Annotated in this window: 25 protein-coding genes and 1 pseudogene; 13 read left to right on the forward strand and 13 right to left on the reverse strand. The window is 75.0% G+C overall.

Features of this window, described 5'->3' with window-relative positions:
* Positions 1 to 28: 28 nt before the first annotated feature.
* The 3 genes and pseudogenes from ACIBH3_RS17520 to ACIBH3_RS17530 all read right to left on the reverse strand — a co-directional run.
* Positions 29 to 1,702 carry a protein kinase gene (locus ACIBH3_RS17520; RefSeq protein WP_396312852.1) on the reverse strand — a complete coding sequence of 558 codons (1,674 nt, stop codon included), beginning with the start codon at positions 1,700 to 1,702 and terminating at the stop codon, positions 29 to 31.
* A 308-nt stretch (positions 1,703 to 2,010) separates the two neighbouring features.
* Positions 2,011 to 2,961: a hypothetical protein gene (locus tag ACIBH3_RS17525; protein ID WP_396312853.1), complete on the reverse strand. Its 951-nt coding sequence runs from the start codon at positions 2,959 to 2,961 to the stop codon at positions 2,011 to 2,013.
* A pseudogene (locus ACIBH3_RS17530) lies at positions 2,958 to 3,617 on the reverse strand (RNA polymerase sigma factor); the annotation flags it as partial. The gene ACIBH3_RS17525 and the pseudogene ACIBH3_RS17530, both read right to left, overlap by 4 nt.
* A gap of 600 nt (positions 3,618 to 4,217) precedes the next feature.
* Here ACIBH3_RS17530 and ACIBH3_RS17535 point away from each other — a divergent pair.
* Entirely contained in the window at positions 4,218 to 4,946 is a 729-nt protein-coding gene (locus ACIBH3_RS17535; RefSeq protein ID WP_396312854.1) for a tyrosine-protein phosphatase, read from the forward strand.
* 37 nt (positions 4,947 to 4,983) lie between these two features.
* On the opposite strand, the gene ACIBH3_RS17540 is transcribed toward ACIBH3_RS17535, so the two are convergent.
* Positions 4,984 to 5,559 carry a GNAT family N-acetyltransferase gene (locus tag ACIBH3_RS17540; protein WP_396312855.1) on the reverse strand — a complete coding sequence of 192 codons (576 nt, stop codon included), beginning with the start codon at positions 5,557 to 5,559 and terminating at the stop codon, positions 4,984 to 4,986.
* A gap of 55 nt (positions 5,560 to 5,614) precedes the next feature.
* Here ACIBH3_RS17540 and ACIBH3_RS17545 point away from each other — a divergent pair, with 55 nt between their 5' ends.
* Complete coding sequence (locus ACIBH3_RS17545) at positions 5,615 to 6,061, forward strand: GNAT family N-acetyltransferase (RefSeq protein ID WP_396312856.1); 447 nt, start codon at positions 5,615 to 5,617, stop codon at positions 6,059 to 6,061.
* A gap of 37 nt (positions 6,062 to 6,098) precedes the next feature.
* On the opposite strand, the gene ACIBH3_RS17550 is transcribed toward ACIBH3_RS17545, so the two are convergent.
* The 3 genes from ACIBH3_RS17550 to ACIBH3_RS17560 all read right to left on the reverse strand — a co-directional run bounded on the left by ACIBH3_RS17550 (position 6,099) and on the right by ACIBH3_RS17560 (position 7,656).
* Positions 6,099 to 6,590 (reverse strand): NUDIX domain-containing protein, encoded by a 492-nt coding sequence (locus ACIBH3_RS17550; protein ID WP_396312857.1) that lies wholly within the window; start codon positions 6,588 to 6,590, stop codon positions 6,099 to 6,101.
* A 254-nt stretch (positions 6,591 to 6,844) separates the two neighbouring features.
* A complete protein-coding gene (locus tag ACIBH3_RS17555) occupies positions 6,845 to 7,120 on the reverse strand; it encodes a hypothetical protein (RefSeq protein ID WP_396312858.1) in 276 nt (91 codons plus the stop codon).
* A gap of 269 nt (positions 7,121 to 7,389) precedes the next feature.
* On the reverse strand, positions 7,390 to 7,656 hold the full coding sequence (locus ACIBH3_RS17560) for a UBP-type zinc finger domain-containing protein (protein ID WP_396312859.1): 267 nt from the start codon (positions 7,654 to 7,656) through the stop codon (positions 7,390 to 7,392).
* Positions 7,657 to 7,861: 205 nt separating this feature from the next.
* Between ACIBH3_RS17560 and ACIBH3_RS17565 the strand changes: the two genes are divergently transcribed.
* Positions 7,862 to 10,258, forward strand: coding sequence for a lysylphosphatidylglycerol synthase domain-containing protein (locus ACIBH3_RS17565; protein ID WP_396312860.1), 2,397 nt, complete (start codon positions 7,862 to 7,864; stop codon positions 10,256 to 10,258).
* A gap of 113 nt (positions 10,259 to 10,371) precedes the next feature.
* On the opposite strand, the gene ACIBH3_RS17570 is transcribed toward ACIBH3_RS17565, so the two are convergent.
* Both ACIBH3_RS17570 and ACIBH3_RS17575 read right to left on the reverse strand, forming a co-directional pair.
* A complete protein-coding gene (locus ACIBH3_RS17570) occupies positions 10,372 to 10,563 on the reverse strand; it encodes a hypothetical protein (RefSeq protein WP_396312861.1) in 192 nt (63 codons plus the stop codon).
* Between the two features lie 269 nt (positions 10,564 to 10,832).
* On the reverse strand, positions 10,833 to 12,266 hold the full coding sequence (locus ACIBH3_RS17575) for a PLP-dependent aminotransferase family protein (RefSeq protein ID WP_396312862.1): 1,434 nt from the start codon (positions 12,264 to 12,266) through the stop codon (positions 10,833 to 10,835).
* A 47-nt stretch (positions 12,267 to 12,313) separates the two neighbouring features.
* Here ACIBH3_RS17575 and ACIBH3_RS17580 point away from each other — a divergent pair, with 47 nt between their 5' ends.
* From ACIBH3_RS17580 to ACIBH3_RS17590, 3 genes are all read left to right on the forward strand, one after another.
* On the forward strand, positions 12,314 to 12,775 hold the full coding sequence (locus ACIBH3_RS17580; protein WP_396312863.1) for a carboxymuconolactone decarboxylase family protein: 462 nt from the start codon (positions 12,314 to 12,316) through the stop codon (positions 12,773 to 12,775).
* Between the two features lie 186 nt (positions 12,776 to 12,961).
* Entirely contained in the window at positions 12,962 to 13,603 is a 642-nt protein-coding gene (locus ACIBH3_RS17585; protein ID WP_396312864.1) for a class I SAM-dependent methyltransferase, read from the forward strand.
* Positions 13,600 to 14,178: a TrmH family RNA methyltransferase gene (locus tag ACIBH3_RS17590; RefSeq protein WP_396312865.1), complete on the forward strand. Its 579-nt coding sequence runs from the start codon at positions 13,600 to 13,602 to the stop codon at positions 14,176 to 14,178. Before ACIBH3_RS17585 ends, ACIBH3_RS17590 begins: the two co-directional genes overlap by 4 nt.
* Before the next feature lie 107 nt (positions 14,179 to 14,285).
* Here the strand turns inward: ACIBH3_RS17590 and ACIBH3_RS17595 are convergent, their stop codons facing one another.
* Genes ACIBH3_RS17595 through ACIBH3_RS17605 form a run of 3 tightly spaced genes read right to left on the reverse strand, consistent with a single transcriptional unit; the run spans position 14,286 to position 16,772 of the window.
* Entirely contained in the window at positions 14,286 to 14,486 is a 201-nt protein-coding gene (locus tag ACIBH3_RS17595; protein WP_396312866.1) for a hypothetical protein, read from the reverse strand.
* 31 nt (positions 14,487 to 14,517) lie between these two features.
* On the reverse strand, positions 14,518 to 15,405 hold the full coding sequence (locus tag ACIBH3_RS17600) for a class I SAM-dependent methyltransferase (RefSeq protein WP_396312867.1): 888 nt from the start codon (positions 15,403 to 15,405) through the stop codon (positions 14,518 to 14,520).
* Complete coding sequence (locus ACIBH3_RS17605) at positions 15,402 to 16,772, reverse strand: cytochrome P450 (RefSeq protein ID WP_396312868.1); 1,371 nt, start codon at positions 16,770 to 16,772, stop codon at positions 15,402 to 15,404. Before ACIBH3_RS17605 ends, ACIBH3_RS17600 begins: the two co-directional genes overlap by 4 nt.
* Before the next feature lie 329 nt (positions 16,773 to 17,101).
* Between ACIBH3_RS17605 and ACIBH3_RS17610 the strand changes: the two genes are divergently transcribed.
* The 7 genes from ACIBH3_RS17610 to ACIBH3_RS17640 all read left to right on the forward strand — a co-directional run bounded on the left by ACIBH3_RS17610 (position 17,102) and on the right by ACIBH3_RS17640 (position 23,974).
* Positions 17,102 to 17,470: a hypothetical protein gene (locus ACIBH3_RS17610; RefSeq protein WP_396312869.1), complete on the forward strand. Its 369-nt coding sequence runs from the start codon at positions 17,102 to 17,104 to the stop codon at positions 17,468 to 17,470.
* Between the two features lie 40 nt (positions 17,471 to 17,510).
* A complete protein-coding gene (locus ACIBH3_RS17615) occupies positions 17,511 to 18,503 on the forward strand; it encodes an ABC transporter ATP-binding protein (RefSeq protein ID WP_396312870.1) in 993 nt (330 codons plus the stop codon).
* Positions 18,500 to 19,378: an ABC transporter permease gene (locus ACIBH3_RS17620; RefSeq protein WP_396312871.1), complete on the forward strand. Its 879-nt coding sequence runs from the start codon at positions 18,500 to 18,502 to the stop codon at positions 19,376 to 19,378. The genes ACIBH3_RS17615 and ACIBH3_RS17620 overlap by 4 nt, the downstream gene beginning before the upstream one ends.
* 207 nt (positions 19,379 to 19,585) lie before the next feature.
* Entirely contained in the window at positions 19,586 to 20,887 is a 1,302-nt protein-coding gene (locus tag ACIBH3_RS17625; protein ID WP_396312872.1) for a cytochrome P450, read from the forward strand.
* The gene (locus tag ACIBH3_RS17630) at positions 20,884 to 22,164 is read left to right on the forward strand and encodes a flavin monoamine oxidase family protein (protein WP_396312873.1); all 1,281 of its coding nucleotides are present in this window, start codon (positions 20,884 to 20,886) and stop codon (positions 22,162 to 22,164) included. The genes ACIBH3_RS17625 and ACIBH3_RS17630 overlap by 4 nt, the downstream gene beginning before the upstream one ends.
* Positions 22,161 to 23,207 carry a Rieske 2Fe-2S domain-containing protein gene (locus ACIBH3_RS17635; protein ID WP_396312874.1) on the forward strand — a complete coding sequence of 349 codons (1,047 nt, stop codon included), beginning with the start codon at positions 22,161 to 22,163 and terminating at the stop codon, positions 23,205 to 23,207. The genes ACIBH3_RS17630 and ACIBH3_RS17635 overlap by 4 nt, the downstream gene beginning before the upstream one ends.
* Positions 23,204 to 23,974 carry an alpha/beta fold hydrolase gene (locus tag ACIBH3_RS17640; RefSeq protein WP_396312875.1) on the forward strand — a complete coding sequence of 257 codons (771 nt, stop codon included), beginning with the start codon at positions 23,204 to 23,206 and terminating at the stop codon, positions 23,972 to 23,974. Before ACIBH3_RS17635 ends, ACIBH3_RS17640 begins: the two co-directional genes overlap by 4 nt.
* A 180-nt stretch (positions 23,975 to 24,154) precedes the next feature.
* On the opposite strand, the gene ACIBH3_RS17645 is transcribed toward ACIBH3_RS17640, so the two are convergent.
* Positions 24,155 to 26,161: a carbamoyltransferase C-terminal domain-containing protein gene (locus tag ACIBH3_RS17645; RefSeq protein WP_396312876.1), complete on the reverse strand. Its 2,007-nt coding sequence runs from the start codon at positions 26,159 to 26,161 to the stop codon at positions 24,155 to 24,157.
* Between the last annotated feature and the right edge of the window lie 25 nt (positions 26,162 to 26,186).

Consider the following 26,186-nt stretch of genomic DNA (forward strand, 5'->3'; position numbering starts at 1 on the left):
TCCCCGCCCCGGGCGCCGGCGCCGGGCGTCAGTTGCCGTCCCCGGCCGCCACCGTGTGCGCGGCAGCGACCAGCAACTTGAGCCGGCCGTCCCAGTCCCGGAGGGTCCCGTCGTCGATGGCGCGCTTCTTGGCGAGGTCGCGCACCACCCGCTGGGCCGTCTTCAACTCCTGCTCCGCATCGTCCGCCTGCCCCGACTGCACCCGTCTGGCCGCGTCGTCCAGGATCTTCACCAGGTCACCCTGGCGGTCGCGCTCCTTGGTCAGCTGCGTGCGGGCCACCGTCTGCCGGAACGCCTGGATCGCGGCCGCCACTGCCGGGCCCGCGGACGTCGGGGTGGGCGCCTGGGCCGAGCTCGGTGCACTCGGCGAGGGCGTCACCGTGGACGGGGAGGGGGCCGGGCTCTCGGGCGTGCCGGTGACGGCCGGGGAGGACGGGAACGACGAGGAGGACGCCTGCGGGGCCGCCGCCCCGGGGGCCCCCGGGCCGTTCAGGACGACGAACGCGACCGCCGCCGCGCCGACCACACCCGCCAGGCCCAGCGCCCCGAGCAGCAAGGGCCGCCGGCTCCGGCCGGCGGGAGCCGGCGGCGGGCCGGTGAGGCCGGACTCCGCCTCGTAACCGGCCGGGACGGCCGGCATCAACGAGGTGGCCGGCGCGACTCGCTGGGCCGGCAGGACGGTGGTCCGCTGCTGGTCGGCGAGCGGGCGACGAGCGGCGGACCCGTCCGCGAAGAGGTGGTCCGCGAAGGGGGGCGGCGCCTGGGTCGGCTGCCCCGGGCCGGCCGGGGCGGCGCCGAGCAGCTCGGCGGTCCGGTCGGTGACCGCCGGGGACGGCACGGTGGCCAGCAGTTCGGCGCGCGCGGCGGCCGCGTCCGCCGGTCGGTCCGACGGGTCCTTGGCCAGCAGCCGCAGCACCGCCGCGTCCAGCGCCGGCGGGATGCCGTGCCGCCGCGCGGAGGGGGGTTCGGGCTGCTCGGACACGTGCTTGAACGCGATGGCGACCGGCGCCTCCGCCAGGAACGGCGGCTCCCCGGTGAGCATCTCGACCAGCACACAGCCCACCGCGTAGAGGTCCGCGCGCGCGTCCACGGCGGCGGCGGTGGCCTGCTCCGGGGACAGGTAGGCGGCGGTGCCGACCACGCTCGCGGTCTGGGTGAGCCGGCTGCCGGAGGCGTTCACCCGGGCGATGCCGAAGTCCACCACCTTCACGCCGCCGTCGTCCGTGATCATGATGTTGCCGGGCTTGATGTCCCGGTGCACCAGACCCGCGCCGTGCGCGACCTCCAGTGCCTCGCAGACCGCCGCGCCGATGCCCACCGCCCGCTCCACCGGCAGCTCCCGCCACTCGGCGAGCAGCGCGCTGAGCGGCCGGCCCTGCACCAGCTCCATGACGATGTACGGGGAGCCCTGGTCGACACCCGAGTCGAAGACCATGACGATCCGCGGGTGCGCCAGCATCGCGGCGTGCTGCGCCTCCCGGCTGAAGCGCTCGGCGAAGCGTGGGTCGTCCGCCAGGCCGCCGTTGAGCACCTTGACGGCCACCGGCCGGCCGAGGACCCGGTCGACACCGCGCCAGACCGTGGCCATGCCGCCGACGCCGATCGTCTCGACGAGCTCGTAACGCCCGTTCAGCGCGCGTCCGATCACCTGGCAACGCTCCCCTCGTTCACCGCGCCCGGGGCTCCGGAGCGGCTCGTGCATCTGTGCACGATAGCCGCCGTCGTGTTCGAGTGCGGCGGGAGCGCCGACCTGCCCCGGCCGCGGCGGCGGTGGCGGTCCGGGCGGCCGGCGGGCCCGGGGGAACCCACCGGCCACCCGGAGTTCTCGGGGGTGGTGCCGGATCGTGCGGTCGAGGCCGGCGCTCCGCGCCGCTGCGTGGCGCCGGGTGGTGCTGCGTGGCGCCTGGTGGCGCCCGGTGGTCGTGCGTGGTGCCGCGGTCGGGTCGTTCGGGTTGCCGGACGGGTGGTGGGCCCGGGGGGATTCGCCCACCGCCCGTCCGGGGATCGGGGTTACCTCTTTCCGGAGGTTTCGTCGGGCCGGTCCGGGGTGGCGCTCGGCCGGGCACTGCGGTCGGCCCCCGGACGGCTGTCGGGCTTCCTGCCGTCCTGGCCGCCCGCGCCGCCCCCGCTGTCCTCGCCCTTCCTGCTGCCGCCGGTGGAGGCGGGGCCTGAGGACGGTGCGGAGGCCTTCGGGGTGGCGCCGGGGCGCTCGTCGTCGCCCTTGCGGCCCAGGGCCTCCCGGCAGTAGTCGCCGACCTTCTCCGGGCCGCCCGCCGCACCCAGCAGCGGCGCGAACGGAGCGTCGGCGAGCAGCTCGCGCTGGCGTTCCCCGGCGGCCGTCCGCTCGGCGAGCCCACGGCACAGGGCCGCCAGGTCCGCCGGGTCCGACGCGGTCGCGGTGCCCGTGCCCGGTCGCGCGGCCGAACCGGACGCCGTGGGCGTGGGCGTGCCGAAGGCCTTGTGCCCGCCGCCACCCGAGGGATCCGCCGAGGTCGCCGGGCCGGACTGGCCCGACGCGCCGAGCCGGCTCGGGACACCGGGTGCGACCCGGGCCGGCGGATCGGGCTGCCTGCCGCCCAGCGAGCCGGGCAGGTTGCCGGTGCCGGCCGCGACCGCGACCCCGCCGAGCGCGGTGGCCGCGAGCGCGACGGCAGCGGCCTTCGCACTGAAGGCCTGCGCCAGCGCGGCGGTGGACATCGATCGTCTCCTCGGCGGTCGGACAGGGGCGGCGGGACGGGCCTCCCGGAACGCGGCCAGGGCCGCTGCCTCACCGGGGAGCTCGCCGTCCTCCGCTGCGGGGGCAGCGGCCGCGGCCAGCAGTCGGGCGAGAGCGTCGTACTGCCCGCTACCGCCGTCCGTTCCGGTGAGGGAGGCCTGACCGGCCGGCGAGCCGACCCCGGCACCGCCGAGCAGCTGCTCGGCCGTGTCGCGGTCGATCCGACGGGATCGGTTGGTGCTCATCTCATGTCCTTCAGCGTCGCGGCCCGGGGTTCTGTCACACCCTGCGGAGAACTTCTTTTCACGGGTTCCTGGCGCGGGATCCCGGCCCCGGCCGCCCCCGACTGCTCCAGCAGCTTGGCGAGCCTGCGCAGCCCCCGGTGCGCGGCCATCCGCACGGTGCCGGCCCGCTTGCCGAGCACCCGCGCGGCGCTCTCCGCGTCCAGCTGCATCACCACCCGCAGCAGCACCGCCTCGGCCTGGTCGGGTGGCAGCCGGGCGATCAGCGCGAGCGCGTCGGACGTACCGACCGCGGCGAGCGCGGAGCCCGCGGTGTCGTCGCCCGAGGCGAGCTCGGCCAGCAGTTCGACGGGCAGGTCGGCCGCCGGGCGGCGGCGCCGGCTGCGCAGGTGGTCCAGGGCGCGGTTACGGGCGATGGTCGCCGCCCAGCCGCGGAAGCCGTCCGCGTCACCGGAGAAGGAATGCAGATCGCGGGCGATCTGGAGCCAGGCCTCGGAGGCTATGTCCTCGGCGTCCTGGGTGTCGCCGGGCCGCCCGCCGACCAGCACCCGCAGGTAGCGCAGCAGTCCGGGCTGGACGGCGCGGAAGAGCCGCCGGAACGCGTCCTCGTCGCCGGCCTGGGCGGCCCGTACGGCGGCGGAGAGATCCGGGTCGGCGCCCGGGGCGGCGGGCGCGGCGGCGGTCGACGCGTCGGCGTCGGCGTACGACGGCTCGGCCCGCTCCCGGCCGGGCTGCGCCGCACCGGCCCACGGCTGCGAGGACGGCGCAGGCGAGGGTGCGGGCGCAGGCGAGGACTGCGCCGGCCAGGCCTGGCGGGGCCCGGCCGCCGACGGGGGCCCGCCGGCCTGCGGCGGGTCGAGCCGGCCCGTCCCTGTGCCCGCCCCGGGGTGATCTGCACTGTGCACCTGCCACATCATGCGGCATGGCCCGGCGGGCCAGCACCGGTACCAGGTGAACACGGCATTTCCCACCCCGGGACGAAGGCCCCTGCGGGCCGACCGAAGGCCCCGCAGGCCGTGGCCCTTGACCCTCACCCCACGGCCGGACCTCCGATCACATCGGTAAGTGATCGAACCAATTCCGGGCCGGATCGCCGGGTCACCTGAGGGCCGGCACTCCTGAAGCCAGGACCACGCCCACGGCCCACGGCGGGACCCGCGCCTGAGACCCAGGCCACCGCCCGGTCAGGAACCACCCGGCCTCCCCCGTAGTCATGAGATCGAAGGGGGCAACGCGCCTCCTCGGAGATGGGGGACCCGATGACGCAGACTCACACACCGTCCGACGAACGCACGCTGACCTGGGACGGCTGCCTCAACGTCCGCGACCTCGGCGACCTGCCGACCGTCGACGGAGGCCGCACCGCCCGGGGCTCGATAGTCCGGGCCGACAATCTCGACCGGCTCACCGCCGAAGGCTGGGAGGCCCTGCGGGCCCACGGCATCCGTACGGTCGTCGACCTTCGCAACACCGAGGAGTACAAGCCGCTCCTCCCGCTGCCCGCGGACGTCGAACTGGTCCGCGTGCCGCTCGACGAGCTGGCCGGCGCCGACTGGTGGCAGCGCTGGGGCCACCTGGACGGCACCCCGCTCGCCCTGCGCCCGTACCTGGACCACTGCCCGCACGCGAGCGCCGACCTGATCCGCACCATCGCCCGGGCCCGGCCCGGCGGCGTGGTCGTGCACTGCGGCGCCGGACGCGACCGCACCGGCCTGGCCGCGCTGCTGCTGCTCGCCTTCGCGGGCGTCGAGCCGGCCGGGATCGTCGCCGACTACCAGCAGAGCGCGCCCAACCTCCGCCCGCTGTGGGCGATGCTCGGCCTCTCCGAGCGGCCGTCCGAGATCGAGGCCGTCCTCGCCCGGGCCGGGACCACCGCCGAGCAGGCCCTGTACGCCGCTCTGGAGGGCTTCGACCCGGCCCGCTACCTGCGCGCCGCCGGACTGACCGAGGGCGAGCTCGCCGCCGTCCGGTCCCGGCTGCGCGGCTGATCCCCGCACCCGAGCGGCTGATCCCGCCCGCGTCCCCTCACCAGAGGCGGTCGATCAGCCCCGGGTGCAGCGCGATCCGGCTGTGCTCGAAGTCCCGCCGGTGCCGCCGGGCCCGCGCCGAGAAGAAGCCGGCGAGCGTCACCTTGTCGAAGCGGTCGCTCGGGAGCGGCTCCTCGGCCGTCCCGCCGACCAGGACCGCGCCGGGCAGCAGCGGCCAGCCGGCCCGCTCGTAGAAGCCCTGGAGCTCCCGGTCGCAGGTGAAGATCCCGAGGTCGGCCCCGCTCTCGCGGACGGCCTCGCGGGCCGCCTCGACCAGCCGCCGGCCGTGCCCCAGCCCCCGTTGCGCACGGTCGGTGACCACCGCGCTCAGGCCCGCCGCCGCGTACGTCCGGCCGCGATGGACGATCTCCTTGGAGAGCACGTCCAGCGAGGCCAGCACCCGGTCACCGGCGTCCAGCAGCAGCATCGACAGCGGCCGCAGCGCCGGATCGTGCACCGGCCCCGGGGCGGCCGGCGCGCCGCCCACGCTCGGCCAGGCCTGCTCCTGAAGGGCGGCCACCTGCCGGCGCAGCCCGGCCGGCACCTTCGCCTCCGGCGCCGTGACTATCCGCATCCGCCACCCCGCCCGCTTCCGCTCTTCCGGGCTCCGGCCTGCCAGACTCCGGTCCGTGATCTTCCGTACCGCAACCCGCCAGGACCTCCCCGCGATCATCGCGCTGCTCGCCGACGACGAGCGGGCGGTCGACCCCGCCACCGTCACGGTCGACGAAGCGTACGCCCGTGCGTTCGAAGCCGTCGACGGTGATCCGCGCAACGAGATGCGCGTGCTCGACGACGGGGAGGGCGCCGTCCTGGGGTACCTCCAGATCACCTACATCCCCGGGCTCGGCCGCCACGGCCAGGAGCGCGCCCTGATCGAGGGGGTCCGGGTCCACCCTGAGCACCGGGGCGCGGGCCTGGGCCGCGAGCTGCTCGGGCACGCCGTCGAACGGGCTCGCGGGCGCGGCTGCACGCTGGTCCAGCTCACCAGCAACAAGCGGCGCACCGAGGCGCACCGCTTCTACGCGTCGCTGGGCTTCGCGCGCAGCCACGACGGCTTCAAGCTCACCCTCTGACCGCCGGCCGGCCCCTCCCGATCGCGGCGACCGGCCGTCAGAAGCCGGAGACCGGGGTGGTGACGATCCGGACCCGGCCGTCGAGGGCGGCGTCGAGGGCGGCGCGCAGGCGCAGCGAGCGGGCGGGGCCGAGCAGATCGAGCGCCTCCTCCACGGTGGCCCAGCGGTAGTCGTCCAGCTCGCCGGCCGGGACGGTGACCGGGGTGCCGGCCGGCACGGTGCCGAGGTCGAAGAGGAAGTGCGCCGCCGGGTGGTCGAGTTCACCGCTCGGGTGGGCCCAGGAGACGGCCAGCAGCTCGCCGGTCTCGCGGACGAGGCCGGTCTCCTCCTCCAGCTCCCGCCTGGCGCACTCGACCGGCCCCTCCCCCGGGTCGATCGTGCCGCCGGGGAACTGCCAGTGCTCCCGGTAGCCGGCCTTGACGATCAGGATCCGGCCGTCCTCGTCCCGCAGGATGCAGCCCGCGGCGGCGTACACGCGGGTGAGCGAGGCGAGCCAGTCCTCGCGCGACTGGAGGGGGGCATCCGACATGAGGCTCCTTCGGGGGTAGTGGGGGCCGTGCTGGTGGCTCCACTCTGCCATGCCGGTCAGTGAGGACTGCCGGGATCCGAAGGCGGTGGTGACGATGCGCCGGACCGTCGGGAACGGCCGTCCGGGACGGCCCCCGATCCGACCCGGATCCGGGTCGGGCATCACCCAGCGGCCGGCACCGGGCACACGTCAGGGGCGGGAGCGCGGGGCCCGGCGGCGGTCTGCGCTCCCGCCCCTGACGAGCGGGTGGGGGGTCAGTGGGCGGAGTGCTTCTCGGCGCCGCGGTGGCGGTGGCCCTTCAGCTCGGCGTGCATGGCGGGGGCAGACTGCACTCCCATGGTGGTGTCGGCCTGGCCGCCGTGGCGGAAGGCCGTGTCGCCGAAGTGCGTACCGGCCTTCATCCCCGGGATCGCGTTGGCCTTCGTGTCCGGGCCCATCGGCTTGGTGCTCGCCGCCATGCCCCGGCGTTCCAGCAGCTCCTGGGTGCCTTTGCGGAGCTTGTTCGTACTGCCCATCGATCGCTTGGTCATCGGTGACCTCCCTTCGGCGGGCATCCGCCCCGCAGATACGGGTCCGGTGGCCGCACGGGCTGTTATGTCCGGATTTTATCCGATGTACACATTTTGGGAGATCGAGGCCCGCGGGTGCCGCGCACCGGCGGCCGTGAGGCGGCGATCGGACACGCGGCGGGCAGGCGGCGGGCACGCGGGCAGGTGGGCAGGCGACACGGGCAGACGTCAGGCGGGCAGCCGTGGGCCGCCGGGGTGTGCGGGGCGCCCCGGCGCGGCGGCGGTGGCGGTCAGCCCATGGCCTCGTGGACGTAGCACCAGCGCCACTCCTCCCCCGGCTCGTACGAGCGGATCACCGGGTGGGAGGTGTTGTGGAAGTGGGCGCTGGCGTGGCGCTGCGGCGAGTTGTCGCAGCAGCCGATGTGCCCGCAGTCCAGGCAGAGCCGCAGGTGCACCCAGTCGCGGCTGCCGGCCGCGAGACAGTCCGCACAGCCGTCGGTGGGCGGCAACGGCGCGATGTCCGGGGGTGCCGCCGAGAGGTCTTCGCACGCGCTCATACCCGCAGGGTAGTGACGACGGCGCCGTGGTGCGGGCTCCCGCGCCGGGCGGGCCGCCGCCCCGCCCGTGCCGTGGCGGCAGGACACCGGCCGGCGCGTCCGGCGGACGAGGTGCGGCCGGGTACGGCACGCGGCACCGCGGACGAGGTTCGGCCGGCGCGCCGCCCGGGGAGGCCCGGCCGGACCCGGCATGGGAGCATGCCGCGTGGCCACCGTGACAGAACGACAGGACAGCGACACGGGCATACCCGCCCCTGCCCGGACCCCCCTGCGGGTGAGACAGCCCGCCGCGCTGATCCGGTTCCTGCTCGGCCTGGCCGCCGTCTGCCTCACCCTGCTGCTCGCCGACCACGCCCAGGCCACCGCCGGCGGCCTGGACGCCGACGTCGCCCAGGGCGCCGGCCTCGTCCCGCGCCCGGTGGCCGGGATCGCCGGGGCCCTGTCCACCGCCGCCCTGCTGCTCGTCCCCGCCGCCTCGGCCGGGTGGCGGCTGCTGGGCCGCGAGGGCCGGCGCGGGCGCCAGCAGGTCGCCGACGGGCTGCTGGCCGCCGTCCTGGCCTACGGCGCGTCCGTCGCCCTCGACCTGTGGGCCGACGGCCCGGCGGCCGCCTCGCTGCTCACCTCGCTCACCCACCCGCTGCCCGGCGGCGGGCACACCGAGCCCGTCTACGGCTACCTGGCACCCGTCCTCGGCTTCCTGGTCGCCTCCGCCGCCCGCGAGCGCCGGCTGCCCCGCGCCGTGCTGGCCCTCTCCGGCGCCGCCGGGCTGATCGCCGGGTACGCCAGCCCGCTCTCCGTCGTCCTGGCGGTGCTGATCGGCTGGACCACCGCCCACGGCACCCTGTACGCCATCGGTGTACCCGACCCCCGCCCGCTCCCCGAGCAGCTGCTGCGCAGCCTGCGCCAGGTCGGACTTCGCCCCAGCGGCGTCAGCGCGGCGGGCCCCGACCGCTACCTGGTGCGCCAGCACGACGGACGCCCCGACCTGGACGTGCTGCTGCTCGACCGGCAGGCGCTGGTCGCCGCGCTGTTCCAGCGCGTCTGGCGCCGGCTGCGGCTGCGAACCGCCCCGCACCCGCGCGTGCTGCGCTCGCTGCGCACCGGCCTGGAACACGAGGCCCTGGTCTCGTACGCGGCCGTGGCCGCCGGGGTACGCACCCGCAAGGTCGCCGCGACCGCCGAACTCGGCCCGGACGCCGCCCTGGTGGCCTACGAGTCCCTGCCCGGCCGGACGCTCGCCGAACTGGCCGACGAGGAGCTCACGGACGCGCTGGTCGACGACGTCTGGGCGCAGTTCAAGCTGCTGCAGACCCGGCAGATCTCGCACCGCGCGCTGGTGTCCGAGTCCGTCCTGGTCACCGCCGACGGCGCCGTCCACCTGGTCGACCTCGCCGACGGCGACATCGCGGCGAGCGAGCTCGTCCTGCGGGTCGACGTCGCCCAGCTGCTCACCACGCTGGCCCTGCGGGTCGGCGCCGAGCGCGCGGTGCGTCGCGCCGTCGCCGTCCTCGGCCCGGACGCCGTCGGGTCGGCGCTGCCGCTGCTCCAGCCGATCGCCCTGGCCCGGCCGACCAGGGCCGCGCTCAAGGAGCAGGGCGAGCTGCTGGACGCCATCCGGGCCGAGGTGCTGCGCACCCGGCCGCAGGCGCCGGTCGCCGCGGTACGCCTGGAGCGGCTGCGCCCGCGCACGCTGCTCGCCGTGGTGGGCGGGGTGGTGGCGGGCTGCCTGCTGCTGCCGCAGTTCTTCGCCACCGACCACAATCCGATCGCCACCATGGTGGACGCCGACCCGGGCTGGACGGCGCTGGCCGTGCTGGCCGCCGCCGCGAGCCACCTGGCCGCCACCATGGGGTTCGTCGGCTTCGTCCCCGAGCGGCTCCACCTCGGCCGGGCCGCGCTGACCCAGGTCGCCGGCTGCTTCGTCAAGCTGGTCTCCCCGGGCGGCGTCGGCGGCGTCGCCCTCAACACCCGCTTCCTCCAGCGCTCCGGCATCCCGACCGCGCAGGCACTGTCCAGCGTCGGCGTCGGCCAGCTGCTCGGACTGATCCTGCACCTGCTCCAACTCGGGGCCTTCGTCTACCTGTTGGGGCGGGATCCGGGCGAGGAGCTGACCGCCCTGCCGGCCCTGGTGGGCGGGCTGGGCGGCGCCGCCCTCCTACTCGCACTGGTCTTCGCCGTCCCGCAGGCCCGCCGCTGGCTGGCGGCCCGCCTGCGCCCGCTCACCGCGGAGGTGCTGCCCCGGCTGCTGGACCTGCTGCGCAGCCCCGGCCGGCTCGCGGTCGGGATCGCCGGGCAGCTGCTGGTCTCGCTCTGCCTGGTGGCGTGCCTGTACTGCTGCGCGCTGGCGGTCGGCGAGCGGCCGGGCTTCTCCTCGGTCGCGGTGGCGCTGCTGATCGGCAACGCGGTGGGCAGTGCGGCGCCGACCCCGGGCGGGGTCGGCGCGATCGACGTGGCGCTGCCCAACATGCTGACGGCGACGGCCGCGATGACCGACAGCTCTGCCTTCGCCGCGGTGGTGCTCTACCGGCTGCTGACCTTCCTGCTGCCGGTGCTGCCCGGCTGGGCCGCCTTCGCCTGGTTGCAGCGCCGCCGCGCGCTGTGACGGCCGGGGCCTGTGTCAGCCGGGTGCGCGGTGTCCGGGTGCGCGGCGGCCCGGTGCGCGGTGTCCGGGCGGGGTGACCTCCCCTGCGGGCCGGTACGGGGCGGCGCCACCGGTCAGCGGTACTCGTCCTCGTCCAGCTGCACGATCCGGGTCTGCTCGGCCGCGTCCGCGACCTCGGTGGCCGGGTCGGCGCCGAGCGCGCGGCGCTCCGCGAGCTCGTCGTACTCGTCCTCCTCGGAGCCTTCCTCGTCCGGCTCCTCGACCTCGACGGCCTCGTCCAGGTAGTCCTCGGGGTTCTGCGGCATGGCGTCCGTCCTCGCTGTTCGGACCCTCACCCGGGCCCTCGTGGTCCCGAGGGTCTGTCCAGCCCCATTGTCTCGCCGCGCGTCGCCCCGCGCGGCATCCGGCGGGAGGGGAGGGACAGGCCCTTGAAGTATCCGACGGCGGCGCCCGGCGCGCGATGCGTCTGCCCCACCTCCGGGCGGCCCGCCCCGGCCGGGCCCCGGAGGCCGGGGCGGCCCGGGGCGGGGGGCAGGGGCAGGGTGGCTCCGGGGCGCGGCAGAGCGGCGGTCCGTCAGTCCTGTGGCGGGAGCGGCAGGGATCGGCAGAGCGCCTCCAGGGCGGCGGCGAAGCCGTGGTCGGGCGGTGCGCCGTAGCCGACCACCAGGCCGTCCTCGGGGGGCATCGGGCTGGCGGGGTGCCGGTAGGGCGCCAGACCGTCGACGGCCAGGCCCTGCCAGGCGGCGCCCTTCAGCACGCTGCGCTCCGTGCCGCGCGGCAGGCGCAGCACCGCGTGCAGCCCGGCCGCGATGCCGGTCACCGCGACGTGCGGGGCCTGCTCGGCGAGGGTCGCCACCAGCTGGTCGCGGCGTCGGCGGTAGCGGCGGCGCATGCCGCGCAGGTGGCGGTCGTAGCCGCCGCAGTCGATGAAGTCGGCCAGGGTCAGCTGGTCGGTCACCCCGACCCAGGCCTCGCGCTCGCCCTTGGCGGCGAGGACGGCGTCCACCAGGTGCTCCGGCAGCACCATCCACCCCAGTCGCAGCGCGGGCGAGAGGCTCTTGCTGACCGAGCCGAGGTACACCACCCGGTTCGGGTCCAGGCCCTGGAGCGCCCCCACCGGCTGCCGGTCGTACCTGAACTCGCCGTCGTAGTCGTCCTCCAGCACCAGGCCGCCGGTGGCGCGGGCCCAGTCGATCGCGGCGGCCCGGCGTTCGGGGTGCAGCGGGCCGCCGGTCGGGTACTGGTGGGCCGGGGTGAGCAGTACCGTGCGGGCCCCGGAGGCGGCCAACTCGCCCGTCCTGGCGCCGTGTTCGTCGATGACCAGCGGGGTGGTGGCGAGTTTGGCGGCGGTCAGCAGGCCGCGGTGGAAGTCCAGCCCGTAGGACTCCACGGCGACCGGGCCCGCCAGCAGCCCGCCGAGCAGCCGCAGGGCGTGCGCGAAGCCGGAGCAGATCACGATCCGCTCGGGGTCGGTGCGCACGCCGCGGGCCCGCGCCAGGTAGTCCGCCAGGGCGCGGCGCAGCTCCGGGCGCCCGCGCGGGTCGCCGGGGCCGAAGGCCTCGTTGGGTGCGGCGGTCAGCGCGCGGCGGGCGGAGGCGAGCCAGGCGGCGCGCGGGAAGGCGGCGGCGTCGGGCGAGCCGGGCCGCAGGTCATGGACGGGCCGGGGCGCACGGGAGGGGCGCGCGGGCCGGCGGGCGCGGCCGGACGCCGGCGGCGTGGCCCGGGCGGCGACCCGGGTGCCGGAGCCCTGCCGGGCGGTGAGCCAGCCCTCGGCGACCAGCTCGGCGTACGCCTCGGCGACGGTGTTGCGGGCCAGCCCCAGGTCCGCGGCGAGCGTGCGGTACGGGGGCAGCCGGGTGCCGGGCGTGAGCCGCCCGGAGCGGACGGCCTCCCGCAGGGCCTGCATCAGCGCCGCCCGGCGGCCGCCGCCGGGGGCCAGCTCCAGGTGCAGGTCGGCGCCTGGGCCGACGCCCCCGCCGCTCGTCGAATTGACCCGGGATTCTGCCATGGGAATGAACCATAGTCCGGGTTCAATGCGACCGTAGGGTCATTCACATGACGACGACCGAGAACACCTCGCACCGGATCGACTACGCCAAGTCCGCCCGCACCGCCTTCCGCGCCCTGCTCGCGCTGGACGCCGCCGCCCGCGAGGGCCTGGACCCGACGCTGGTCGAGCTGGTGCAGATCCGCGCCTCGCAGCTCAACAACTGCGCGTACTGCCTGGACATGCACGCCAGGGACGCGCGCGAGGCCGGCGAGAGCGACGAGCGGCTGTACCTGCTGGCGGTCTGGCGCGACGCGCCCGCCGGCGTCTACACCGACCGGGAGCAGGCCGCCCTGGCGCTCACCGAGGCCGTCACCCGGATCGGCGAGGGTGTCGACGACGCGGTGTACGGGCGGGCCGCCGAGTGGTTCGAGGCGACCGAGGTGGCCCAGCTGATCTCGCTGATCTGCACCATCAACACCTGGAACCGGATCAACGTCTCCACCCGGAGGACGCCCGGCACCGCCTGACGGCCGGGCGACGGCCGGGCGCCGGCGGAGTTCCGGCCCGGGCGTACCCGCAGAGCTCCGGACGGGGCGCTGACCTGCGGGGATCCTTGGGGCCGCCGGAGCGGGGGTACGATCAGTGCCGAAGAAGCAGGGCTGATCCGCGCCCACCCGGCGGCCCCGAGGCCCTTACGACCCGACGGGGAAATCATGTCCGGCTCGCACTACTTCACCGGTGCACCCGACGTCGCCAGCGAACGGCGTCCGATCACCGTGAAACTGCCCGACATCACCCTGGAGCTCACCACCGACAGCGGTGTCTTCTCCCGCAGCCGGCTCGACCCGGGCACCCGGGTCCTGCTGGAGCACGCGCCGCCGCCGCGCGCCAAGGGGCCGATCCTGGACGTCGGCTGCGGCTACGGGCCGATCGCGCTGACCTGGGCGTCGCGCCGCAAGCGCTCCGCGGTGTGGGCCGTCGACGTCAACACCCGGGCGCTGGACCTGGTGCGGGAGAACGCGCAGGCGCTGAACCTGGGCAACGTCCAGGCCGCGCTGCCCGACGACGTCCCCGCGGACCTGCGGTTCACGGCCATCTACTCCAACCCGCCGATCCGGATCGGGAAGTCCGCGCTGCACCGGCTGCTGAAGCAGTGGCTCGGGCGGCTCACCCCCGACGGGTCGGCGTTCCTCGTGATCCAGCGCAACCTCGGCTCGGACTCGCTGCAGAAGTGGCTGAACACCGAGGGCTTCCCCACCACGCGGGTCACGTCGGTCAACGGATTCCGGATTCTTGAAGCACGGCCCCGCCCGGAGGGCGAGGCCCCCCAGAGTGGACGAGGTACGACGTCGTGAAGCAGCTCCGTGGCACCGACCTGAAGCGCCTGCACCGGTCGTGGCGCCGCAGCAACACCTTCAGGCTGGCGATGATCCTGGAGAACCTTCAGTCGCCGTTCAACGTCGGCTCGATCGTGCGCACCGCCGCGGCGATGGGCGCGGAGAAGCTGTACCTCACCGGTGACACGCCCTCGGTGCGCTCCTCCGGCGCGCAGAAGGCCGCGATGGGAACCGACAAGTACCTGAAGACGCAGCACTTCGCGACCGTCGCGGAGGCCGTGGCACAGGCCCGCGCGGACGGCTTCAAGGTGGTCGGCCTGGAGCTGGCCGACGAGGCCGTACCGATGTTCTCGGCCGAGCTCACGCCGGCCGTCGCGTTCGTGCTCGGCCACGAGGACCGGGGCATCACCCCGGACGCCCTCGCACTGTGCGACTCCGTGGTCTTCGTCCCGCAGCTGGGCCGGGTCGGCTCGCTGAACGTCTCCGCCGCCGCGACGGTCGCCTGCTACGAGGCCCGCCGGCAGGGGTACGCGATCACCGGCAGCCCTGAGCCGGGCGACAACGGCGGCCCGGACCTCGACGGCGACGAGTAGCACCGCGGCACGGGCCGGAGCCCGGCCTGCCCCACCCCCGCCGATCGACCGCCGGCCGTACCGCCCGGGGTGGCCGGAGCCCGGTCGGCTCCGGCCACCTGCCCGGGTCAGTAACGCGGCTTGCGGGTGAGGGCGAGACCGCCGAGCAGGAACGCGACGCCGAGCACGCCGGCGATGATCGCCGAGGTGGTGTCGGCCGGCTTCTGGCTGGCGTCCATGACGGCCGTGACCAGGCCGGCGACGGCGCTGATGTAGCAGAAGATCGTGATGAAGATCTTGAGGTTCGGGTTCACTTGCTTGCCTTTCATGTGGTGGGTGAGGAAGGCCCTGAGGGGGGACTCAGGAGGCTTCCTGCGGACCGCGACCCGCGGGAGCGGTCGCGGCGGCGGTGAGGCCGAGCAGCATGACCCAGGCGTCCGGGTCGGCCCGGAACCGGTTCCAGCGGTCCGCGGCCAGTGCCAGTTCGGCCAGTGAGAGGAAGCCCCGGGCCACCAGCGGCTCCAGCCGCTGCGGGCCGAGCTGCGGGGCGAAGGCGTCCGTGGGGTGGTCGTCGTTGGTGCTGGCGAAGGGGCGCAGCACGACGTCCTCGAAGCCGGCTGCCCGCAGCAGCCGGGGCATCCGGCGGCCGATCGCGCGGTCGCCGCCCGCGGCCCGCTGGGCGGCGGCCATCCTGGCGTGCACGCCGGCGAGTTCGGGGTAGGAGGGGTCGGCCGCCCCCCAGAGGGAGGAGTCGACCTCGGTGCAGGCGACCCGCCCGCCCGGGCGGAGCACCCGGCGGACCTCGGCGAGCACCGCGGCCGGGTCGGCGACGTGCTGGAGGACGTAGCGCAGCAGGACGAAGTCCACGCTGCCGCTCTCCAGCGGCAGGTCGGCGGCGTCGGTGACCAGCAGCGTGACGCCCGGTCCGGCGGCGTGGGCGAGCAGGTCGGCGTCGATGTCGGCGGCGATGAGTTGGACGCCGGCGGGCAGGGCCGCCCGCAGCCGCCGGGTCACCGCGCCGGGGCCGGCGCCGAGTTCGAGCACGGTGCCGGTCGGTGCGGCGATGCCGAGCTCGCGCAGGATGCGCAGTTCCTCCGCGAACGAGAGTTCGGCCTGCGCCTCCAGCCGGGCCAGCTCGGCCGGCAGGCCGCCCCCCGTGGTGCGCGCCGGGTCGTACGAGCCGCCGAGCACGGCCGGGGCAGGTGCGGCAGCTGCGGCGCTGGCGGTAGTTGCGGCGGTGCTGGTCATCGGGGCCTCGCGATCATCGTCATGCCGTGCTTCGGACGCAGCGTCACCAGGGCCTCGGGCTCGACCTCGAAGCCCTCGGCGAGCTCCAGCCGCACCGACTGGACGAGGGTGGCCAGCACCAGAACGGCCTCCAGGACGGCGAAGTGCTGGCCGATGCAGATGCGATCCCCGCCGCCGAACGGCAGGTAGAGGTGGCTGGGGAAGGACGCGCCGTCGAAGCGGTCCGGCCGGTACTCCTCGGGGGCGTCCCAGTACTCCGGGTGCCGGTGCAGCACCCACTGGCTGACGCAGACCAGGGTGCCCGGCTCGACGTCGTAGCCGCCGATGACGTCGTGGCCGATCGCCCGGCGGGAGATCAGCCAGACCGGCGGGTAGAGCCGCATCGCCTCCTTGACGGCCCGCTGGCAGGCCGGCAGGTCCGCCAGGTCGGCGGCCGTGGCGGGACGCCCGCCGAGCACCCGGTCCACCTCCTCGCGGACCCTGGCGGCCTCCTCGGGGTGGCGGTCCAGCAGGTAGAGCGTCCAGGACAGGGACTTGGCGGTGGTCTCGTGGCCGGCCATGACGATGGTCAGCACCTGGTCGCGCAGGTCCTCGTCGGAGACCAGATGGTGGCTGGACATCATGGTGTCCAGCAGGTTCCCGCCGGCGTCGGCGGCGGAGGGGCCCGCCGCCCGCCGCGAGGCGATCAGGGTGCGGGTCACCATGTCCAGGAACGCGCGCGCCCGGCTGAAGCCGGCGAACCGCCGTGCGGTGTCGGCCGGGTCCGGGTCGGGGTCGGGCACGTAGTGGCCGATGCAGCGGTTGACGGCGTCCACCGCCCGCCCGAAGCCCTCGCCGATGCCGTCGATGTCCGCCCCGAGGATGGCCCGGGTGAGGATGCCCAGGGTCAGGGCGGTGAGGTGGTCGTCCACCGCCAGCGGGGTGCCCGCCTCGATCGCCGGGCGCCAGCGCTCCAGCAGGCCGGTGGTGGCCCCGGTGACGATCCCGTCGAAGGTCTTCACCGAGCTGGGCCGGAAGGCCGGGGCGGTCAGGTGACGCTGGCGGGCCCAGTCGGCGCCGTTGCTGGTCAGCAGCCCGTTGCCGAGCAGCGGGCGCAGCATGGCGTCGTCCGGGGTGCCCTCCTTGGTGTAGTTGGCGCCGTTCTCCTTGAGGACGTGGCGGGCGAACTCCGGTGTGTTCAGCAGGTAGACGCTCTCTCCGTCGGCCCGGTGGCGGGTGATGCCGCCGTAGGTGCGGGCGAGGTCGGTGATGAAGGCGAGCGGGGACTCCCGCATCACCGCCATGTCGATGTCCCCGGGCGGCCCCGGCGGCAGGACCGCGTCGGGGCGCCCTGCCTGCGGGGTGCGCGGCTCGGTGTGCGTAGGCACGGTGCGGACCACCTCCGTTATCTCTGTCGCGTCGGCTCCCGGGGCGTACGCGGATACGTAACCGCCGGGCGATGCGTACCGGGAATTCATGAATACGTACGACCCATCCGGCGATACGCATTCGGATACGTATTCCGATGCGTATTCTGATACGCATTCAGGGCCTCTCCACGCCCGAAATCTACCGCACCCGCCGGAGGTGCTCAATACTTACCTCAGGGGCCGGAACTGACGTCTTGGCAGCCAATTACCGGCATGTCATTCTTCATTTGTCGGCAGCACCGAACAGGCGCCGCCGGACAACCGGAACCGATGAAAAGGAAAGTCTTATGGCTTTGGACCAGCGGAAGCGGGCCGAGTTCGTCAACGGCTACACCCGTGCCCTGATCAGCGCCTGGTCGAGCGAGGAGTACGCGACCCGTCTCAAGACGGACTCGCGTGCCGCGCTCGCCGAGGCCGGCCTGGAGCTCCCGGCCGACGCGGAGATCGTCATCGTCTCCACCGCCGCCGAGGGCGAGCAGGAGGGCAACCTCGAGGTGCAGGTGGAGCTCTTCGAGATCGGTCTGGCGACCGGTCGCTACGAGTTCCACATCCCGGAGACCCCGCAGATCGACACCGCCGAGCTCAGCGAGGGCGACCTGTCGGACATCGCGGCCGGCGGCAACTCCTGCTGCTGCCCGTGCTGCTGCTGCACCTGATCAAACCGATCAACCTGATACCCACCTAGGAGAGATCCAAGTGGCAACCGCCGTCGGGGAAATCCCCGTCTCAGTCCGCGGCCTTCGCAAGAGTTACGGCGACTGGCACGCGGTCCAGGGTCTGGATCTGGACATCCATCCGGGAGAGGTCTTCGCACTGCTCGGGCCGAACGGCGCGGGCAAGACGACGACCGTGGAGATCCTGGAGGGCGTCCGCCAGCGAACCGGCGGTGACGTGCGGGTCCTCGGCTGCGACCCAGCCGAGGACCGGCGCGACTGGCGCGCCAGGATCGGGGTGGTGCCGCAGTCCACGGGCGCCTACGCCGACCTGACCGTGCGCGAGGTCGTGGAGCACTTCGCGGCGTTCTATCCGGCGCCGCTCCCGGTCGGCCAGGTCATCGACATGGTCGGGCTGACCAAGCACGAGAAGAAGCAGAGCACCGACCTGTCCGGCGGCCAGGCCCGCCGGCTCGACGTGGCCGTCGGCATCATCGGCGACCCGGACCTGATCTTCCTCGACGAACCCACCACCGGGTTGGACCCGGTGGCTCGCCGAGAGGCCTGGGACCTGGTCCGCTACTTCTCCGAACGCGGCCGCACCACCGTGCTCACCACGCACTACCTGGACGAGGCCGAGGCGCTGGCCCAGCGCGCCGCGGTGATCGTCGCCGGCCGGGTGGTCAAGTCCGGACCACTGGCCGAGTTCGGCGCGGGCTCGCACACTCCGACCACGGTCTCCTTCCGGATTCCGCCGGAGCTCGCGGGCCGCCCGCTGCCCCACCTGCCGCCCGGTGCCGAGACCGACCCGGACACCGCCGACGGCGTGCTGCGGGTGCGGACCCAGACCCCGACCGCGCTGCTGTCCGCGCTGGTCCCCTGGGCGCACGCCGCGGGCGTCGCGGAACTGCCCGAACTGCGGGTGAACCGGCCCACCCTGGAGGACGTCTACCTCGACCTGATCCGGGAGAACGTCAGCGGCACCGACCGCGGAACCGACACCACCGACGGCGCTATCGAGGCGGGCACCCGATGACCCTCACCGACACCCCCCAGGCCCGCACCGACCGGGCCGAGCGGACGGCACACCGGGCGGCGCCCCGGCCGGCCGCGATGCCGGGCATCTGGCGGGCCGGGGTGGCCCGCTCCAAGGTCGAGCTGAAGGCGTTCTTCCGCAACAAGCAGTCGCTGGTCTTCACCCTGATGTTCCCGGTGATCCTGCTGGTCGTCTTCGGGTCGATCTTCTCCGGCAAGGTGACCGGCACCGACACCGACCTCAAGCAGGTCTTCATGGCCGGCATCGTCGCGGCCGGCGTGATGAGCACCTCCTTCTCGGGCCTCGCGATCAGCATCGCGATCGAGCGCGACACCGGCACGGTGCGCCGGCTCGCGATGACGCCGATGCCCAAGTCGGCCTACTTCATCGGCAAGCTGGTACGGGTCATCGTCACCACCGCGCTGGAGACGGTGCTGCTGATCGGCATCGCGCTGACCATGTTCGGCCTGCCGCTGCCCGGCACCGGCGAGCGCTGGTTCACCCTCGGCTGGGACCTCACGCTGGGGACGATCGCCTGCGCCATGGCGGGCGCCGCCTACTCCGCCCTGATCCCCAACAGCCGTTCGGCCGCCGCGATCGTGACACCGGTCTTCATGGTGCTCCAGTTCATCTCGGGTGTCTTCTTCCCCTTCAACCAGCTGCCGCACTGGATGCAGACGGTGGCCGCGTTCTTCCCCGTCAAGTGGATGGCGCAGGGCTTCCGTTCGGTCTTCCTGCCGGACTCCTTCACCGTGGTGGAGCCGGCCGGCGGCTGGGAACTGGGGCACATCGCGCTCGTCCTCGGACTCTGGACGCTCGGCGGCCTGGCCGTCACCGCGCTCACCTTCCGCTGGCGCGGACCGCGGGTCCGCTGACCCGACCGCTCGGCGTCGTCCGCCCGGTCAACGCCGGGTGTGCGACGCCGAGCCGCCGCATCCGGCCGACGTACCGGGCAGGGCGTGCCGGGCAGGGCGTGCCGAGCGGACATCCCCAGCAGGGCATGCCGATCAGGGCGTACCGCACACAGGTGTACCGAGCAGGCGTACCGAGCAGCACCCCGCCGACGACCCAGGAGCTGAACCATGACCACGGCGCCGGTGCGCCTGCCGGAGCACCTGATCCACCCGTTCGCCCCGGCCGGGCGGGCCAACCCCCACCCGGCGTACCGGTGGCTGCGGGCCAACGACCCGGTGCACTTCGACGCCGGCTCCCGGCTCTGGCTGATCACCGGGCACGGCGACTGCGCGACGGTCCTGCGCGACCCCCGGTTCTCGGCGGCGCAGGGCCAGCGCGAGCGCGCCCGCGAGGACGCGCTGCCGCCGTCCATGCTCACCACCGACCCGCCGGACCACCACCGGCTGCGGGCCCCCGGAGCACTGCTCCTGGGGCCGGCGGCCGTCCGCTCCGTCGCCGACGCCATCGCCCGTGACACCGACGAGCTGCTGGAACGGCTCGGGCAACTGCCCGCCGACGCCCGGCCCGACGCCGTCGCCGACCTCGGACGCCCGCTGTCCACCGCCGTCTTCGGCCGCCTCTTCGACCTGCCCAGCAGTGAGTTCACCCGGTTCGAGACCCTGGCCCGGGCCGCCTCCGTCAACCTCGACCCGATGGCGCCCCCCGCCCGGGCGGCACTCGGCCGCACCGCCGCCGGCGCGCTGACCCGCTACCTCGACGCCCACACCACCCTGCTCACCTTGCGCGGCAGCGACTCGCCGCTGGCCGCGCTCGCCGCCGACGACCGGCTGAGCCGGCCCGAGATGCTCGGGATCCTCAACCTGGCCGTCGTGGGCGGCTGGCAGCCGCTCGCCGAGCTGGTCGGCAACGCGCTGCACGCGCTGCTCCCCGACCGCGCCGCCGTCCGCCGCCTCGCCGACGGCGACGACGAGCTGGCGCGGACGGCCGTGGACGAGCTGCTGCGGCTGGAGGCACCGATCCCGTTCACCGCGCGGGTCACCACCGCACCCGTCGAACTGGCCGGCGGCTTCCTCCCGGCCGGCGCCCGGGTCCTCGCCGTGGTCACCGCGGCCAACCGCGACCCCGCCGTCTTCGACCGGCCGGACGAGCTGCGCATCGACCGCACCCCCAATCCGCACCTGTCCTTCGGCGGCGGCCCGCACTTCTGCCTGGCCGCCCAGCTGGTCCGCCAGGCGGGCGCCCTGCTGCTGGCCCGGCTGGTGCGACGCTTCCCCGAGCTGCGCGGACCGCAGGACGCTCCGGACTGGGACCTGTGCCTGGTGCCGCGCCGGCTCCGGGCCCTCCCGCTCCACCTGACGGCCGCACCCGGCGTGCTCACTGCGACGCCCGGCGAGCCCGGCGCGGCGTCCGACGAGCTGATCGCGGCGCCCCTGCCCGCCGGGTGCCCGGCCTCCGGGGAGCGCCGATGACGACCGGGAACACCGCGCGCCCCGACGGCCCGGCGATCGCCGACGTCGTCGTGATCGGAGCCGGAGCCGCCGGGCTCGCCTGCGCGCGACGACTGCGCCAGGACGGGCTGAGCGTGGTCGTCCACGAGGCCCGGGAACGGATCGGCGGCCGGATCCACACCTTCCACCCCGCCGACGGCGGCCCCCCGCTGGAGCTCGGCGCCCAGGTGGTGCACGGCGACCGCAACCCGGTGCACGCCCTGATCGGCGCCGCCCGGATGACCGCCGTGCCGCGCCGGGTCACCGCCCGGATCGTCCTCGACGGCGCCGACCAGGACATGGGCGTACTCGCCCACCACCGGCGCGCGCCGTGGCTGCTGGAGGCCCAGCTCCAGGCCGGCCCCGGCCCCGACGGCCTGTCCGCCGCCGGCTGGCTCGCCCTCAGGCGCAGCACCGGCGCCGAGCGCCGGGCGGCCGAGGAGTGGTTCCGGCAGAACTGGGCGGCCGAGCCCGACGAGCTCAGCGCCCCGGGCATCGCCGCCGCCCACCGCGCTGACACCGCGGGCGAGGGCGAGTTCGCCGTCCGGGGCGGCTTCGACCGGCTGCCGCTGCTGCTGGCCGAGGGCCTGGACGTACGGCTCGGCGACCCGGTACGCGGACTCCACTGCGGCCCCGGCCTGGTCGAGGCCCGCACCGGGCGGGGCGGCACCGCGGCCCGCGCCGCCGTGCTCACCGTGCCGCCGCCGGTCCTCGCCTCCGGGCGGCTGGCGATCACCGGCCTGCCCGCCGAGGCACTCGCCGCCAAACTCGCCGCCGCCGCGGAGCTGCCGCTCGGCGACGGCTACTGCCTGGTGGTGACGCTGGACCGTGCCGCGCCGGATACCGTCATCAGCTTCGACGTCGACGGCGCGGGCGGCTTCGTCCGCTGCGCCTCCGGCCGCCCCGAGGTGCTGTTCGTCGCCAAGGCCGGCGCGGCCGCTGCCCTGCGCGCCGCCGTGGCCGACCGTCCGGCGCTCGCCGTGCTGCTGGCGACCGTGCTGCCCTGGACGGCCGGCGCCGCGGTGACCGGACTCAGCGCCGCCGACTGGGGCCAGGACCCATACACCGGCGGCGCGTTCACCGCGCCCAGGACGGGCTGCGCCGACGCGGCGGCCCGTTGGGCCGCGCCGGTGGCCGACACCCTCTTCTTCGCCGGCGAGGCGACGATGTCCGGCAGCCGCCTGCCCTGGGTCCACGGGGCCCTGGAGAGCGGCGAGCGCGCCGCCGGAGAACTGCTCAGAGTATTGGCGAACCGATGACCGTGAACCACCCCACCGCCGCGCAGCCGTCCACCGTGCACCACGGCTGGTACCTGCTGGCCTTCCGCTCCGAACTCACCGAGGAGATCACCCCGCTCGCCATCGCCGAGCGCCGGCTGATCGCCGTCCGCGAGGGCGAGCAGGTGCGCGTCTTCGACGCCAACTGCCCGCACCGCGGCGCCCATCTCGGCTACGGCGGCCGGCGCGAGGGCGACTGCGTGGTCTGCCCGTTCCACGGCAAGCGGATCGCACTGGGCGACAGCTCGAAGCCGTGGTCGGTGGGCGAGCACCGGGTGCTCAGCTGGGGCGAGGCGATCTTCGTCCGGCTCTCCGGCGACCCCGACGGCGACCGCGGTTTCGAGCAGGCCGTGAAGGCCTGGGAGAGCGTGTACCCGCTGGTCAAGGCCGTCACCCTGCCGGTGGCGGTGGCCGGCGAGTACGTCGTCGAGAACGCCTTCGACCCCGACCACTTCAAGGCCGTCCACGGCGTGCCCGGCACCCGGGGGATGGCCGCGCGGCCGGGCGAGAGCGGTGAACTCGTCATCGAGGGCGAGTTCCTGATGCAGGCCTCGCCCTGGCAGGACGCCCGCCGGCTGGAGGAGATCCGCTGGGAGGCGATCCGGACCCGCACCGTGCGCTGGTCCTACCGGCCGCGGTTCCTGGCCCGCGCGTTCAGCCCGGCCCTGGTGGTCACCGAGTTCGGACCGCCGGAGGAGATGCACGTCATCGTCACCGGCTCGGTGCCGACCGCCGACGGCGGCTGCACCGCCCGGGTCGCGATCGGGGTGCGCGCCGACCAGCGGGCCGCGCTGCCGGCCCTGGTCGGGGGCAGTGAGAAGGCGCTCGGCGAGGACAAGGTGGTCTGGGAGAACCTGGACCCGAACGCGGTCGTCCGCTACGACCCGCGCGACGCGCCGGTGCTCGCCTTCCGCGCGTTCTGCGCCGCCTTCACCGCCTCCGCCTCCGCGTCCACGTCCGCGCCCGTGACGACGGGCACCGCCGAGACCCGCCCGAGCGACGGCGCCGAGGAGGCCCAACGATGACGGACCTGCGCCTGCACCGCACGGGCGAGGGCCCGGCCGTGCTCTGGTTCCACGGCTACACCATGGACTCCACCACCTGGCAACCGCTGTGGGACCGGCTGCCCGGCTGGACCCACATCGGAGTCGACCTGCCCGGCCACGGCGGTTCTCCCCCGATCCCCCCGGGGTTGACGCTGACCGCCCTGGCCGGGCAGCTGGCCGAGGTCGCCCGGGAGACCGGCGCCCGGCGGGTGGTCGCGCTCTCCTTCGGCTCCATGTCGGCCCTCCAACTCGCCATCCAGGAGCCCGAGCTGGTCGACCGCCTGGTGCTCGCCGCCCCCACCCTCGCCGGTACGCCGAACGAGGACTCCGCGCGGCGGCGCTACCAGCAGCTGGCCATGCTCCACCGCCTCACCGGGCCCGGGGAGCAGCTGGCCGACCTCTGGATGCAGTCCCCGCCCGACATCTTCAAGGGCACCGAGCGGCATCCCGAACTGCGCGCCGAGCTACGGGCGGTGGTCGCCCGGCACAGCTGGGCCGAGCTGGGCAACCGGGCGATGGACGCGCTGACCGCCCACCGCCACACCGGGCAGGACCTGGCCCTGATCACCGCCAGGACGCTGGTCCTGGTCGGCGACGAGGACATGCCCGCGTTCGTCCGCAACGGCGAGCTGCTGCGCGCCGCGGTGCCCGACTGCGGGCTGCTCACGCTCGCCCGGTGCGGCCATCTGCCGCTGCTGGAGCGCCCGGACGCGGTGGCCCCGCTGATCGCCGCCCACCTGCGCTGATCCACCGCACCCCCGAAACACCTCTCGAAGAGCACACGCGACTGCCCGCCGGCCCTTGGCGCCGGCGGGCAGTCGCGCGTCGGCGCGGCGGGGCCACGCACAACGGCCCGGCCCCGGCGGCTGCTGCCGTCGGGGCCGGGCGGGGTCCTGCCGCTCCGCGGGGGAGGTCAGCGGGGGAGGTCAGCGGCCGCGCCGCAGCGGGTTGATGACCCCGAAGGCACCGGTCAGCGTCGAGGGGTCGACGAAGGACCCGCCGGGGCCGTGGGTGCGGCGGAAGTTCTCGGCCAGGCCGCTGAAGGACGGGTCGACCTTGGCCCGGTACGCGGCCAGCATGTTGACCCGCTCGGGCGTCGAGAGCTCCTGCTCCGCCCGCAGCTCGTGGCTGCGGGAGAGGTGGTACATGCCCTCGACGGTGAAGCCGCGGTCCAGCCAGCCCTGCCACAGCCGGTCGCGGTCGGCCTCCTGGCCCGCGAAGTACTCCAGCGAGCGCGGCCGGGGGCCCTCCGGTGCCGCCGTGGCGGGCACCGGCTCGGCCCTCAGCTCGACCCGCCGGCCGCACAGGTAGAGGACGCCGAGGCCCTTGCGGACGGCGAAGTTCAGCGCCTCCGCGGCCTTGTCGACGACGGCCTCGCCCTTGTCGTTGAGCGAGGTGTTGCAGAGGATCGGCACGCCGGTCGCGGCGCGGAAGGCGTCCAGCGCCCGGTGCAGCAGCGGGTTGGCCGCCGCGGCGACACTCTGGTGGCGGGCGGAGCCGTCCAGGTGGACGATCGCGGGCACCAGGTCGCGGACCTCGGGCCGGACCTGGACGGCCTCGAGCATGTACGGCGACTCGCGGTCGGAGGCGAACCACCCGCCCGCGTACTCGGCCATCACCATCGGTGCGACCGGCCGCCACCACTGGCGCTGCTTGTACTCGTTCAGCAGGTCCTTGACCTTGGCCGAGCGCGGGTCGCCGAGCAGACTCCGGTGCCCCAGCGCGCGCGGGCCCAGCTCGGCCCGGCCGTCGACCCAGGCGACCACGCTGTCCGAGACGTCGGCGACGAACTGCTCGGCGCTGAAGTCGGTGACCGAGGCGATCCACGGCGCGAACTCGGCGAGCGCCTCCTCCACGTCGGTGACGTCCCGCCCGTAGTACGCGGAGTCGATCCGCAGATCGGCGCTCTCCAGGGCGCCGGCGCCGTACAGGCCGAGCAGGCCCAGGCCGATGCCCTGGCCGGAGTCGTTGGCGCAGGGCGGGGTGATCAGGCCCTTGAAGCCGAAGCGGTCCATCAACAGGGTGTTGGTGGGGCAGTTGAGCGCGTAGCCGCCGCTGGTGGAGAGGTAGGTGTCCTCGGCCCGGATGCCGCCGACCTCCAGGAGCCGCTCGACGTTGCGGATGGCGATGCCCTCGCAGCAGCGCTGGACGACCTTCATCACCGCGCTGCGCAGGTGGTCCTCCCGGCTGAGCGCCGGGTCCAGGGCCACGCCCTCCAGCTGTCGTTCGGCCTCCGCGACGACCTCGCGGACCAGCTCGTGCGCCGCCTTCCACGGCTGGGTGGCCGAGCCGCCGAAGAAGCTGACGTCCCGGATCGCGGCCTCGGTGTCGAAACTGATGCTGGTCTGCGAGGCCGAGGCGAGCGCCATCAGCGAGCCCGGCTCCAGGCCGAAGACGGTCTCCGCGGCGGTGTAGAGCGGGCCGGGGGACTCGACCGGCTCGAAGGTGAGCCGCCCCGCCTTGGAGACACTGCCCGCGTACCAGTAGCGGTTGGGGCGGTCCTCCTGCGCGTAGTCGGGCAGCGCGTCGATCGCCATGCCGATGATCTGCTCCTCGCGGAACAGCCGGGTGTCCCGCAGGACGCCGCTGAACAGGTGCGCGAGGCTGTGCACCGGGAAGTCCTCGGCGCCGGCCGGCTTGGGGACGGGCTGCGCCCCGGGCAGGCCCGGCGTGCCCCAGCTGGCGCTGATGTCACCGAGGGTCAGGCCCTCCTCGGCCAGCAGCGCGTCCAGGAACACGGCGGCGCGCTCCACGGTGTAGAGCGGCCAGAAGTGGTGCTTCTGCCCGCTGACCCGCTCCAGCTCCCAGACCCGCACCAGCGAGACGTCCGGGCCCTCACGCCGCCAGAGGGCGACGTTCTGGTCGTGGCGCACGGAGAACACCGCGCCGTCGCCGGGCGGGGTGAGATAGGCGGACAGGAAGTACTCGGCCACGGATCCCTCTTTCCTCTGGTTGCCA

This window comes from Kitasatospora sp. NPDC050543, assembly GCF_044457565.1.
Lineage (GTDB): Bacteria > Actinomycetota > Actinomycetes > Streptomycetales > Streptomycetaceae > Kitasatospora.

Excerpts from the sequence above, each read along its gene's own strand:
- ACIBH3_RS17570 (WP_396312861.1), bottom strand. The coding sequence starts at position 10,563 with ATGCCGCAGAACCCCGAGGACTACCTGGACGAGGCCGTCGAGGTCGAG.
- ACIBH3_RS17520 (WP_396312852.1), bottom strand. The coding sequence starts at position 1,702 with ATGCACGAGCCGCTCCGGAGCCCCGGGCGCGGTGAACGAGGGGAGCGT.
- ACIBH3_RS17640 (WP_396312875.1), top strand. The coding sequence starts at position 23,204 with ATGACGGACCTGCGCCTGCACCGCACGGGCGAGGGCCCGGCCGTGCTC.
- ACIBH3_RS17580 (WP_396312863.1), top strand. The coding sequence starts at position 12,314 with ATGACGACGACCGAGAACACCTCGCACCGGATCGACTACGCCAAGTCC.
- ACIBH3_RS17560 (WP_396312859.1), bottom strand. The coding sequence starts at position 7,656 with ATGAGCGCGTGCGAAGACCTCTCGGCGGCACCCCCGGACATCGCGCCG.
- ACIBH3_RS17620 (WP_396312871.1), top strand. The coding sequence starts at position 18,500 with ATGACCCTCACCGACACCCCCCAGGCCCGCACCGACCGGGCCGAGCGG.
- ACIBH3_RS17595 (WP_396312866.1), bottom strand. The coding sequence starts at position 14,486 with ATGAAAGGCAAGCAAGTGAACCCGAACCTCAAGATCTTCATCACGATC.
- ACIBH3_RS17555 (WP_396312858.1), bottom strand. The coding sequence starts at position 7,120 with ATGACCAAGCGATCGATGGGCAGTACGAACAAGCTCCGCAAAGGCACC.
- ACIBH3_RS17540 (WP_396312855.1), bottom strand. The coding sequence starts at position 5,559 with ATGCGGATAGTCACGGCGCCGGAGGCGAAGGTGCCGGCCGGGCTGCGC.
- ACIBH3_RS17610 (WP_396312869.1), top strand. The coding sequence starts at position 17,102 with ATGGCTTTGGACCAGCGGAAGCGGGCCGAGTTCGTCAACGGCTACACC.
- ACIBH3_RS17625 (WP_396312872.1), top strand. The coding sequence starts at position 19,586 with ATGACCACGGCGCCGGTGCGCCTGCCGGAGCACCTGATCCACCCGTTC.
- ACIBH3_RS17600 (WP_396312867.1), bottom strand. The coding sequence starts at position 15,405 with ATGACCAGCACCGCCGCAACTACCGCCAGCGCCGCAGCTGCCGCACCT.
- ACIBH3_RS17630 (WP_396312873.1), top strand. The coding sequence starts at position 20,884 with ATGACGACCGGGAACACCGCGCGCCCCGACGGCCCGGCGATCGCCGAC.
- ACIBH3_RS17585 (WP_396312864.1), top strand. The coding sequence starts at position 12,962 with ATGTCCGGCTCGCACTACTTCACCGGTGCACCCGACGTCGCCAGCGAA.
- ACIBH3_RS17550 (WP_396312857.1), bottom strand. The coding sequence starts at position 6,590 with ATGTCGGATGCCCCCCTCCAGTCGCGCGAGGACTGGCTCGCCTCGCTC.
- ACIBH3_RS17525 (WP_396312853.1), bottom strand. The coding sequence starts at position 2,961 with ATGAGCACCAACCGATCCCGTCGGATCGACCGCGACACGGCCGAGCAG.
- ACIBH3_RS17535 (WP_396312854.1), top strand. The coding sequence starts at position 4,218 with ATGACGCAGACTCACACACCGTCCGACGAACGCACGCTGACCTGGGAC.
- ACIBH3_RS17635 (WP_396312874.1), top strand. The coding sequence starts at position 22,161 with ATGACCGTGAACCACCCCACCGCCGCGCAGCCGTCCACCGTGCACCAC.
- ACIBH3_RS17575 (WP_396312862.1), bottom strand. The coding sequence starts at position 12,266 with ATGGCAGAATCCCGGGTCAATTCGACGAGCGGCGGGGGCGTCGGCCCA.